The sequence below is a fragment of the Pseudoalteromonas maris genome (assembly GCF_049257235.1).
Taxonomy (GTDB): Bacteria; Pseudomonadota; Gammaproteobacteria; order Enterobacterales; family Alteromonadaceae; genus Pseudoalteromonas.
This window is the reverse complement of sequence record NZ_JBMMUF010000008.1, coordinates 154,877-164,676: the sequence shown is the minus strand read 5'-3', so window position 1 is coordinate 164,676 and position 9,800 is coordinate 154,877. Positions and strand designations below refer to the sequence as shown.

Annotated in this window: 8 protein-coding genes and 1 pseudogene; all 9 read left to right on the top strand. The window is 45.7% G+C overall.

What is annotated here, in order from left to right; genetic code table 11:
- Positions 1–349, top strand: a pseudogene (locus tag AAEU32_RS12370) (transposase); the annotation flags it as partial.
- A gap of 158 nt (positions 350–507) precedes the next feature.
- Positions 508–726: a P-loop NTPase family protein gene (locus tag AAEU32_RS12365; protein WP_421970834.1), complete on the top strand. Its 219-nt coding sequence runs from the start codon at positions 508–510 to the stop codon at positions 724–726.
- An 86-nt stretch (positions 727–812) separates the two neighbouring features.
- Complete coding sequence (locus AAEU32_RS12360; protein WP_421970833.1) at positions 813–1,244, top strand: hypothetical protein; 432 nt, start codon at positions 813–815, stop codon at positions 1,242–1,244.
- The gene (locus tag AAEU32_RS12355; protein ID WP_421970832.1) at positions 1,241–1,441 is read left to right on the top strand and encodes a helix-turn-helix transcriptional regulator; all 201 of its coding nucleotides are present in this window, start codon (positions 1,241–1,243) and stop codon (positions 1,439–1,441) included. Before AAEU32_RS12360 ends, AAEU32_RS12355 begins: the two co-directional genes overlap by 4 nt.
- A gap of 431 nt (positions 1,442–1,872) precedes the next feature.
- The gene (locus AAEU32_RS12350) at positions 1,873–4,851 is read left to right on the top strand and encodes a TonB-dependent receptor (protein ID WP_421970831.1); all 2,979 of its coding nucleotides are present in this window, start codon (positions 1,873–1,875) and stop codon (positions 4,849–4,851) included.
- Between the two features lie 117 nt (positions 4,852–4,968).
- Positions 4,969–6,507: a tryptophan halogenase family protein gene (locus AAEU32_RS12345; RefSeq protein WP_421970830.1), complete on the top strand. Its 1,539-nt coding sequence runs from the start codon at positions 4,969–4,971 to the stop codon at positions 6,505–6,507.
- A 14-nt stretch (positions 6,508–6,521) separates the two neighbouring features.
- On the top strand, positions 6,522–7,229 hold the full coding sequence (locus AAEU32_RS12340; RefSeq protein ID WP_421970829.1) for a SapC family protein: 708 nt from the start codon (positions 6,522–6,524) through the stop codon (positions 7,227–7,229).
- 14 nt (positions 7,230–7,243) lie between these two features.
- Positions 7,244–8,257: a cupin-like domain-containing protein gene (locus AAEU32_RS12335; protein WP_421970828.1), complete on the top strand. Its 1,014-nt coding sequence runs from the start codon at positions 7,244–7,246 to the stop codon at positions 8,255–8,257.
- Between the two features lie 15 nt (positions 8,258–8,272).
- Positions 8,273–9,763 carry a tryptophan halogenase family protein gene (locus AAEU32_RS12330; protein WP_421970827.1) on the top strand — a complete coding sequence of 497 codons (1,491 nt, stop codon included), beginning with the start codon at positions 8,273–8,275 and terminating at the stop codon, positions 9,761–9,763.
- Positions 9,764–9,800: the final 37 nt, after the last annotated feature.

Below are 9,800 nucleotides of genomic sequence, written 5' to 3'. Positions count from 1 at the left end.
TGAGGCAGCCAAAGAAACAAAACAACCAAAAAGCCTTCTTCGCTTTGCAGGCAACCCGCGCAAACATATGCCCAAAGGACTGCCATTTGAGCTCAGTACTTACCTTGAGCTTCTTGATTGGACAGGCCGCTGCATACGAGAAGATAAACGCGGGGCAATACCCAATGCTGCAACCCCCATATTGGAGCGCCTCGATATCAGCCCTGATAACTGGCTTAAACTAACCATCACTTTGACTAAGGTATTTAAAAATGTCGTTGGTAAAGAGTCTACAATCACCACCTACGCCAACCATATGCACCGACAGCGACGAAGTTGCCTTAGTAACAGCAAAGCCTTATTTGCTTAACTCGCAGAACACAGCTGATTTGATAAAGAGCTAACCCTCTTTGACCAACCTACGTCTGAAATGTGTAAAATCAGATATTTCAGGTGAATTAACCGTTTGCTTTAATCACATGGAGTGCAAAAATGCGCGTTTTATCTAGCAAACCATAGAGAAAAGTTATGAACTCTTCTTCCTTTTTAAGGTGGCTGTCTTGTTTAGTTCTGCTAGATGAGCCAGACAACCACCTTGATTTAGATGCACAGGACTATGTTGCTAAGGCACTTTTTGAGTATCACGGCGGATTTATACTCATAAGCCACGATGACCATTTTTGTGCACGTTGTGGCATAGAAGAAACGATCAACTTATCAGAAAGTGAGCGTCTAAAAAGTAAATAAAACCAACCTTAATGTAAAATACACTTGACTTAACGGCTTGCTTGATTGATATTTAGTCAAACTAAATTGCTTAACAGGTGAAATTTATGAGCCAGAAAGAACTATCGTTTAAACAGCGTAATAAGCTAAACACATTGAATTTAGCCAAGTGGACGACTGCGTGGTTAATCACCTTAGCGATTGCATCATTCGGTCCTCACGTAATGTGGCCCAAGGAGCAAACATTTATCAGCATTATCGCTATTAGTATTAATGTGCTGGTCGGAGTGATGATGATTATGGCAAACAAAAAGCAGATTTTGGGGTTGGATGAAATGCAACAACGCATACAGCTTAATGCCATGGGGATTACATTGGGTGCGAGCGTGGTATTTGGTTTAGCGTATTCTGTGGTGCAATCCAGCGGCATACTCAACTTCAATGAGGACATCTCCCATTTAGTCATCTTCATGTCGCTAACCTACCTAACAACCCTCATTGTGATGAACAAACGCCTGAATGATGAGGGCGAAGAATGAAGAATCGCTTAAAAGTACTTCGCGCTGAGCGTGATTGGACGCAAGCTGATTTGGCTAATGCGCTCGATGTTTCTAGACAGACAGTCAACGCCATAGAGAAAGGCAAGTTTGACCCAAGTTTGCCACTGGCATTTAAGTGCGCAAGGTTGTTTGAAATGCGTATTGAAGATATTTTTGATGACGAGCAGCCACGGTAGCTCGTCATTCCACATTTAATACCTTCATACAAAAGTGATTAAAATTAGAGACTTACCATCACACTTTCAACACTCCCTCCTTCTTGTGTACTTTTATTCTGGCGAGATTTAAATTTGTCGTCTTTACTTAGGTAACCTAATGATAAGAATAAATAAAAATGACCTTTCAAGGTGATACTTTAGGTGGAATTATGCGCTATAACGATACCCCTCCTCAAAGCTGCAAGCCTTGATAATCATGACGATGTGAGTATGAATGTAAATACACCGTTAATTGATCAGACTTTTTATTGATTTATTTTTAGGCATGGTTTAAATTTGAAAGCGCTTACATTTTTAGTAAGCGACAACAAAATATATTTTTTACACTTTTTTGTAAGCGCTTTCATTTGGTTGGTTAACGACTTCAGGGTGTATCAAGGGGAAACATAATGAGAAAACAACAATTCAGAAAGACGCCCTTAGCAACGAGCCTATCGTTGCTTCTTGGTGCTTCTTCTATGATGGCTTTCCAAGCCAATGCAGCAGAAGAAGGTGCACAAGACGATCAGGGCATCGAAGTCATTGAAGTTAAAGGTATCCGCGGCAGTTTAATTAAGTCTATGGACGTTAAACGCAGCGCCACGGGTGTTGTAGATGCAATCACAGCAGAAGACATGGGTAAGTTCCCAGACACAAACCTTGCTGAGTCTCTACAGCGTATTACAGGTATCGCAATTGACCGTTCAAACGGTGAAGGTTCAAAAGTTACAGCCCGTGGTTTCGGCCCAGAGTTTAACCTTGTAACCCTAAACGGTCGCCACATGCCTGCTTCTTCACTTGAAGCAACAAACGCATCATCTTCTCGTGCATATGACTTCGCTAACATCGCTTCTGAAGGTGTCGCTGGCGTTGAAGTATCAAAAACTGGTAAAGCGAGTCTACCTACTGGTGGTATCGGTTCTACTATCAACATCCTGACAACTCGTCCTCTTAACGCTCCAGGTTTAAAAGCAACCTTTGGTGTTAAAGGCGTGATGGATGACTCAACGGATGAAGGCGATTCAATCACTCCTGAACTATCAGGCTTATACAGCAATACATTTGCTGATAACACAATTGGTGTGGCTATCTCGGCTTCATACCAAGAGCGTGATAGTGGTAACAAACAAGCATTCACAGGCGGTTGGCGTACGTTCCCAGGTAACATCAATGGTTACGACTGGGCTGGCGGCAACGCAGACTGGGGTGGTCTAATCCCAGCAAGTGAAGGTGCACATGAAAACTACCCAGACGCAGATGGTATTTACTCTGTACCACAAAGCGTGGGTTATTCATTCCACGAAGTAGAGCGTACTCGTACTAACGGTCAATTAACACTGCAATACAGCCCAGTCGACTCTGTAACAGCAACACTTGACTACACGTACGCTAAAAACGAATTCTCTGACCAATACAATGACGTATCAGCATGGTACAACTTTGGTCCGTCAAGCGGCGTATGGACAGATGGTCCAGTGTCTGCACCACTTGTATACACAGAAGCGTTCGGCGCACCGGGTGACTTAGCAATGGGTGCCGGTAGCTTCGAAACTGTGAACGAAAACAAGTCACTTGGTTTTAACCTAGAGTGGCAAGTTAACGATAACTTTGAGCTAGAGTTCGACTACCACGATTCATCAGCTGAATCACGCCCTGATAGCCCTTACGGTAGTAACAACGTAATTGGTATGGCGACATGGGTTCGTGCTGTTACATCAACTGATTTCAGCAATGACTTCCCTGTGCTTAGCATCACATACCCTGATGGCGTTTCAGGTATCAATGCAGCTGATATGCGCGTAACAGGTAGCTCGTTCCGTAACAGCCAAATGAAGAGTGAAATCGAGCAAGCACAAATCAAAGGTAGCTATGTATTTGACGATGGTATCGTTGAAAGCATCAACTTTGGTATTAGCTCTTCTGAAATGAACAACCGCTCTGCGTTCTCAAACGTTCAACAAGATAACTGGGGTGGCGTAGGTGCTGCTGGCGATTTACCTCTAGACGCTTTCGTACTTGACTCAATCGGTGACAAGTTCGACGCATCTGGTAGCGGTGATCCTGCACTACTACAAGAATTCTTCCGTTGGGACTTCAACACAATCCGCGCTATTGCTGACCAAACATATGGTGTTCTTGGTGGTGTAGGTGATTGTGGCACATCATTCTGTGCATCTTCTGACATGACGACAGACCGTCGCACTAAAGAAGAAATCACAGCGGCATACGTTGAATTTAACTTCGCAGGCGAAATGGGCGACATGCCATTCCACGTGTCAGTGGGTGCGCGTTACGAAGAAACTGACGTAACGTCTCGTGCACTAGTTCCTACCTACTCAAACATTGCCTGGGCAGGTGATAACGAATTCAACCTTATCTCAACGGGTGAGCAAGAATTCTCAGAACTAACTGGTGATTACAGCAACTTCCTACCGAACATCGACTTTGATATCGATGTAACTGAAGAAGTGAAGCTTCGTGCATCAATCAGTAAGACAATTGCACGTCCTGGTTATGACCGTATCCAAGGTGGTCAAACACTGAACTCTCTTGTACGTATCAACGGCGGTTCAGGTCAACGTGGTAACCCTGGTTTGAAACCTTTCGAATCAACAAACTACGACCTATCAGCTGAATGGTATTACGAAGAAGGTAGCTACGCGTCAGTAGGTTTCTTCTACAAAGACAGTAAGAACTTCATCGGTACAGACGTAGTGCGTGAAGCAACGTTTAACCTACCTCACCCAGCGCAAGGCTCTCGTTACGACGCAGCCGTAGCAGCACTAGGTGCAGATGCAACAACGACTGAAATTCGTAACTACATCATTGCTAACTACCCAGATACAGTGAATGAGCTTGGTCAAATTCTAGGTGTAGCGGGTGACGATGATGCAGCAATGTTTGACATCACTATCCCTGTGAACCAAGACGACGCAGTTCTAAAAGGTTGGGAGCTAGCGGTTCAGCACCTAATCGGTGACACTGGTTTTGGTTTCCAAGCGAATGCGACTCTTGTAAGCGGTGACTTTGATTACGACAATGCAAGTCAAGAGCCTCAGTTCGCACTTCCAGGTATGAGTGATACATACAACCTTGTTGCTTTCTACGATAAAGATGGCCTACAAGCGCGTATCGCATATAACTGGCGTGATGAGTTCCTTGCTGGTGAATCATTCTTCAGCGGCAAGCCGAACCCAATTTACGTTGAGTCATACGGTCAGTGGGACTTTAACGTGAGCTACGAAGCAACTGAGAACGTAACTGTATTCCTAGAAGGTATTAACCTAACAGATGAATACAACCGTGCTCATGAACGTGCTTCACAGCAGCTAGTTAACCTAGCGGAAACTGGTCGTCGCTTTAACATTGGTGCTCGTTACACCTTCTAAGCGAAGCTGATAATAAAGAAACGGTAGCCGTAGCCTTAGTGGCTACCGTTTTCTTTAACCACGAAAGTGTGTATTAATAATGTAGTAGCAAATAAGGCAAAAAGAAGTGAAGTAAATATGAATACTCCTGTGAGGAACATAGTGATTGTTGGCGGCGGCAGCGCTGGCTGGCTGACTGCGGGACTACTTGCTGCAGAGTATGCTCCTGACAAAAGTATTCAAATCACCCTTATCGAGTCTGATAACATCGCCCACATTGGGGTAGGCGAAGGCACATGGCCTTCTATGCGCTCAACCCTTGAACGCATCGGTATCAGTGAAACACAATTCCTTAACTGCTGTAACGCCAGTTTCAAGCAAGGTTCTTTATTTAGAAAGTGGCGAAACGGCGCTGATAATGACGCCTATCATCACCCTTTTACAGTGCCAGGTGCTAGCAATGAGCTAGATTTGGCGGCCTACTGGTTTGCTCATCACGATAAAATTGATTTTGCTTATGCGGCGTCTGCGCAACCACTACAAATTGAGCGCGGGCGAGCCCCAAAACAAATATCGACACCTGAATATGCATTCGTAAACAACTACGGTTACCACCTAGATGCAGGCAAGTTTGTTACCTTGCTGCAAAGCCATTGCCAAGAGCAACTGCATGTTCGTCGTATTGTTGATGATGTCACTGGGGTGAATGGCCCCATTGACGGCGCAATTACCAGCGTGAGTACACAACATCATGGTGAAGTATCTGGCGACTTATTCATTGATTGCACGGGCTTTTCATCACTGTTGCTGGCGCAACATTACGGTATTGAATTTAAGAGCCAAAAGCATATCTTGTTCAACGACAGAGCACTTGCTGTGCAAGTGCCCTACCCTGATGAAGATAGCCCGATTGCATCAGCAACATTATCAACGGCGCAAAAAGCCGGTTGGATTTGGGATATTGGCCTACAAACGCGCCGCGGCGTAGGTTACGTGTATTCGAGCGCCCACAGTTCACCTGAGGATGCAGCATTGGAGCTTGCGGCTTATGTAGGCGCTGATGTCGAGCACTTGGACATTCGCACCATTGGCATTAATCCGGGTTACCGTGAAAAGTTTTGGCACCACAATTGTGTGGCAATTGGTATGTCGGCGGGGTTTATTGAACCACTCGAAGCCTCGGCGTTGGTAATGATTGAACTCGGCGCTAAATTTATTGCCGAACAACTGCCTGCAACATCAGCAGATATGGCGCTTGTCAGTGAGCGTTACAACCAAACCTTTAGCTATCGCTGGCAACACCTTATTGAATTTTTAAAATTGCACTATGTGTTGTCACAGCGCGATGACAGCGATTACTGGCGTGATAATCGCCACACAGACTCTATTCCTGCATCACTGCAGGAGCGCTTGGCGCATTGGCAAAACAAAATTCCAAGTCGCTACGATCTGCCTTATGCAGAGGAGTTATTCCCAGCGGCGAGTTATCAGTACATACTTTATGGCATGAATTCCTTGCCTACACTTAGAACAACAACAAGTTGGCACAAAAACCAACAAAAAGCGCAGCATGAATTTGCACGGATCCGCGCAACCTCTGAAAAAATGCTTGGTGCATTGGAATCCAATCGAGCGTTGCTCGATAAAATTCGCGCCCATGGCCTCAACAAGATTTAAATTTGGATAAGAAGATGGCAAGAACAGAATTACTTAACAACGTTGACCACCAAAATATCAAAGTGCGTACACAAAAATCAGCAGAATTTGGCGACGACCAAATGCTATCGCTAACCTTCCCTGCTGAGTTCAGAACAGCACAAGCGTACTACCCTATTGTGCTTCATAAAGATGCACAGACAGGTCAGTTTTACCCTGTCACTCTGTTTGGCTTTCAAGCGGGTGAAAACCTATTTTTGAATGCTGATGGCTGGCAATCTGGTTATGTACCACTGGCCATTGAGCGACACCCGTTCTCAATTGGTCAACAAAACGGCCAACGCGTTATCCATATCGATATGGAAAGCCCGCGCGTAAGCACCGATGAAGGTGAGCCGCTGTTTCTAGAGTTTGGTGGTAACACCCCTTACCTGCAACGTGTAGGCGATATGCTCGAAACGTTGCACCATGGTGTTGAAGACAACAAAAAGTTCATCGAAATGCTCAATGAATTTGATTTAATTGAGTCTTTCTCTTTAGACATCACCTTGAACAACGGCGCTGAGCACCGTTTGCTTGGCTTTTACACCATCAATGAAGATAAATTAGCAGCACTCGGCGCAGAGCAAATGTCAGCGATTCATCAAAGTGGTTACCTGTTCGCAATTTATATGATGCTGGCGTCACAGTCGCAGTTTGCAAAACTGGTTGCGATGAAGAACCAACAAATCGAACAAGCGTAATTGTAGGAGCGGCCATGTTGTCACTCAAGCAGCAAGTACGCACCATTGAGGGCGTTGATATCAATGCGCTCGGTGAAGACGTACTGCAAAGCCAAGAGCCACTTATACTCAAAGGGCTAGTGAGTGACTGGCCCCTTGTGCAACAAGCGCAGCGCGGCGACGATGCCTTCTGCGAGTATTTGTTGCAGCATTATAGTGGCCAGCCGATCACGGCGTATTACGGTGCTCCAGAGATTGAAGGACGCATTTTTTACAATGACGATATGTCTGGTTTCAATTTTTCACCAGCAAGCGTTTCTCTTGGGCAGCTAATCGAAAAACTACGCCAGCACAAAGATGACAACCAGCCCCCTACCTTGTACATGGGGTCAACATCTGTGCCTATGTGGTTTCCCAAACTCATGGCCGAAAACCCGCTTGGTGTTGAGCAATTAAACCCGTTAGTGAGTCTGTGGTTTGGTAACAAAAGCCGCATTGCCGCACACTTTGATTTTCCAGATAACATTGCTTGTGTGGTAGCTGGGCGTCGCAAGTTCACTTTATTTCCACCAGAGCAAGTTAAAAACCTCTACATTGGCCCACTGGATTTTACACCGGCAGGACAAGCTATCAGCTTGGTGGATTTCAATGCACCAGATTTAGAAAAGTACCCGCGCTTTGTTAAAGCCCTTGCCCATGCTCAGGTCGCAGAGCTAGAGCCGGGTGATGCGCTATTTATTCCAAGTATGTGGTGGCACCATGTTGAAAGTTTGAGTGATATTAATGCACTCGTAAACTATTGGTGGCGCTCTACTCCGAGTTATTTGGGCAATCCAGCTGATGCACTTAACCACGCACTGTTATCGATTGCGCAATTACCTGCTAATCAAAAGCAAGCGTGGCAGAACATATTTGAGCAATTCGTCTTCAATGACGACGAGGATGCTCATAACCATATTCCACAGCAGCGCAAAGGCACATTGGGCGACATTGACCCGGTGCAAGCAAAAAGACTCAGAGCGCAGCTGTTAAACAAATTAAACCGTTAATGGCGGAGAAGTAACATGAACACACAAGGCATTAAAAAGGTCGTGATCGCCGGAGGTGGCACCGCAGGTTGGATGGCCGCGGCGTCTATTGCCAAGCTGATAGGCAAACACCTTGATATCACACTCGTTGAATCCGATGACATAGGTACTGTGGGTGTGGGCGAAGCCACTATTCCGCCGTTACTGACCCTGCACCAGCTATTAGGTATCAAAGAGCAAGAGTTTATGGCTGCAACCAACGCCACGTTTAAACTCGGTATCGCCTTTGAGAACTGGCGCAACGTTAACGAAGACTACTTCCACTCGTTTGGCACAACGGGCAAGGATTGTTGGGCGTGTGGCTTTCAGCACTTTTGGGCCAAAGGCGTAGAGCGTGGTATTGCCGGCGACTATGCGCAATATAGCCCTGAAACCATCGCAGCCTACGAGAATAAATTTGCAGTATTGCCCAAAAACGGCGTTAACTACGCGTATCACTTGGACGCCAGTTTGTACGCTAAATTCTTGCGTAACATGGCCGAGGAACATGGCGCGAAACGCCAAGAGGGCAAAATCGCCTCGGTCCAAACTAACGACCAAACAGGCTACATCACGTCATTAACGCTCGAGTCAGGACAAGTAATAGACGGTGACTTATTCATCGACTGCACAGGCTTTAGAGCGCTGCTTATCGAGCAAACGTTACACACAGGTTATGACGACTGGACTCACATTCTACCCTGTGACTCGGCGTTAGCCGTGCAAACAACAGCGGTTGAAGATCCAATCCCATACACTCGCTCAATTGCCCATGAATGGGGCTGGCAGTGGCGTATTCCACTGCAAAGTCGTGTCGGTAATGGCCTCGTTTATTGCAGCAAGTATGTATCTGATGAGCAAGCCAAAGAGCGCTTACTTGCCAGTGTACAGGGTGAGTTATTGACTGAGCCGCGACTAATCAAGTTTAAAACGGGACAACGTCGTAAACATTGGAATAAAAACTGTATCGCATTGGGTTTGAGCTCAGGATTTATCGAGCCGTTAGAATCGACCAGCATTCACCTGATCCAACGCGGTATTGTGCGCCTGCTGCAAATGTTCCCGCAAAATCAGGTACAGCAGAGCGATGTTGACGAATTTAACGCGCAAATGGCGCATGAAGTGGATAATATTCGCGACTTCATCGTGCTGCACTACCACGTGACTAATCGCGAAGACAGTCGTTTCTGGCGTCACTGTAAGAGCATGGAAATACCTGAGAGCTTACAACATCGTATCGATTTATTCCGTGAGACAGGCCGCGTATTTAAAGTGCCCAATGAGCTTTTTGGCGAAAACTCGTGGATCCAAGTCATGCTGGGTCAAGGGATCATGCCAAAACAGTACCACCCTATTGTCGATACAATGACAGACAAAGAGCTGGTTGATTTCTTAGAACATATAAAAATGAATTCTCTGCGCTTAGCACAGCAGTTGCCAAGCCACCAAGACTTCATTAATCACCACTGCAAATCGACCATGCTTTAATAAAATTAGAACCCTCAAAATACCAAAAAGGCCGCTA

Bases quoted from the DNA above. Each gene is read 5' to 3' on its own strand.
- AAEU32_RS12365 (WP_421970834.1), top strand. From the start codon at position 508: ATGAACTCTTCTTCCTTTTTAAGGTGGCTGTCTTGTTTAGTTCTGCTA.
- AAEU32_RS12360 (WP_421970833.1), top strand. From the start codon at position 813: ATGAGCCAGAAAGAACTATCGTTTAAACAGCGTAATAAGCTAAACACA.
- AAEU32_RS12355 (WP_421970832.1), top strand. From the start codon at position 1,241: ATGAAGAATCGCTTAAAAGTACTTCGCGCTGAGCGTGATTGGACGCAA.
- AAEU32_RS12350 (WP_421970831.1), top strand. From the start codon at position 1,873: ATGAGAAAACAACAATTCAGAAAGACGCCCTTAGCAACGAGCCTATCG.
- AAEU32_RS12345 (WP_421970830.1), top strand. From the start codon at position 4,969: ATGAATACTCCTGTGAGGAACATAGTGATTGTTGGCGGCGGCAGCGCT.
- AAEU32_RS12340 (WP_421970829.1), top strand. From the start codon at position 6,522: ATGGCAAGAACAGAATTACTTAACAACGTTGACCACCAAAATATCAAA.
- AAEU32_RS12335 (WP_421970828.1), top strand. From the start codon at position 7,244: ATGTTGTCACTCAAGCAGCAAGTACGCACCATTGAGGGCGTTGATATC.
- AAEU32_RS12330 (WP_421970827.1), top strand. From the start codon at position 8,273: ATGAACACACAAGGCATTAAAAAGGTCGTGATCGCCGGAGGTGGCACC.